This is a genomic window from Vibrio splendidus 12E03 (assembly GCF_000272105.2).
GTDB classification, from domain to species: Bacteria; Pseudomonadota; Gammaproteobacteria; order Enterobacterales; family Vibrionaceae; genus Vibrio; species Vibrio splendidus_I.
In genome coordinates, this window is sequence record NZ_AJZD02000013.1 from 1 (window position 1) to 1,488 (window position 1,488).

1 pseudogene is annotated in these 1,488 nt (G+C 47.9%); it reads right to left on the minus strand.

Features of this window, described 5'->3' with window-relative positions:
* Positions 1 to 1,488: pseudogene (locus A142_RS24915) on the minus strand (Ig-like domain-containing protein); the annotation flags it as partial.

The window sequence follows — 1,488 nt, forward strand, 5'->3', positions numbered from 1 at the left end:
ATCAACCCCATCCGCAACAGCTTGCGTGCTTGATTCGGGCAACACATTAATTAAACCTTGCTTAACACAGGTTACATAGTAAGCCGATGCGGGCTCGACCGTGCCAGTACTGGTGCTGTCATCGCTGAGTTCAACAACCTTAGGCTCACTAGCGACGTCGTCATAAGCAAGATATTTTGCTTGCGTAGGCCAGTTATGTAACTGTTGGACATCGGTATCTTCGCCCATCTTCGTCAGTTGCTCAACCGTCGGCAACGCTGCGCCAATGGTGTCACAGTATGAGACAGCTGATGGATGACGAAACCCCGCCATATCAATGGCTGGACTATACTCATTATCGGTGAGCTTCCTGTCATAAGGAACGTCCTGACCCACCGCATCTAATGCCGTTAGTGGTGCGGTATACACATCTAACAAGTGAGAAATATCACCCCATTTAGCGGACTGATTAGGATCGGTCACTGCAACACGAATCAAACCCATATCATAAACACCCTTGTGATCACGAACCGCAAAACTTATATAATGGTAGCCAGCCTGTGACGCTTGAAAGACAATGATTTTATTTGTGCTATCTAATGGGTCTTTGGGTGTGGCCTCTGCCTCGAATGTTTCAACGTACACTAATTGATAATCATCACCATCGTCCGATGACACAAAGTCACTGATATCGATTTCTGTGCTGGTGAATACCTCCACAACCTCTGGGTACTCTATATTGTCATCGATCGTGAAACCTTGGTTTGCTTCATAACCCACAGCAATATCTAAAACGCCCATCAATACAAGGCCATTCTCTGAATCTTCTAAGGTATACAGCACACGGTCAATACCGGTAAAACCTGGCGGCGGAGTATAGTCCAAGACCTGCTTATCTGTCGCATTTATTTGAACGGAGCTAGAGCGGTCGTACGGCAGTGTTGCGTCCGTTAGTTCAAACTCGTCACTTAACTTAAAGCCGACTTTATCCAGTTCGGTCTTCAGTAAAACACTTACCTCTTCATCAACCAGTGTTGTTGCACTTATTGGAACCAGTTCGGTTGAACTAGGATCACTACTTACCGCAACGCGCGTAACTGCGGAAGTCGAACCCTCTGAGCGACTATTATCACTCATTCGAGTTGGAGCTTCAGACTGTTGGCTCATTGGCGACGATGTTTTAGGGCTCACATGATATCGATAGTTACACACCTTGGGAGCAGAGGCCAGAATAACAAACCCTGTTTCCGTCATGCTTTCTACTTGGCAGCTCTCATCTCTCGACAAGACCTCGACTTGGCTAAGCTCAAAGCCCCCCCCGGTTGATGAAAAGACCTTTGACGATAGATCAACCTCGAATGATTCGGCATACCCGGTTGAGTAAGTCGCATTTTGAGCAGACAGCGTCGCGCTTTGAGCACCAGGTGAAACGCTTGTTGAGCTTCCGGGCGCCCCTTCACTGCCCTCTCCACCACACCCGAAAAGGGTAAGCGAAGTCGCGACGAGTAC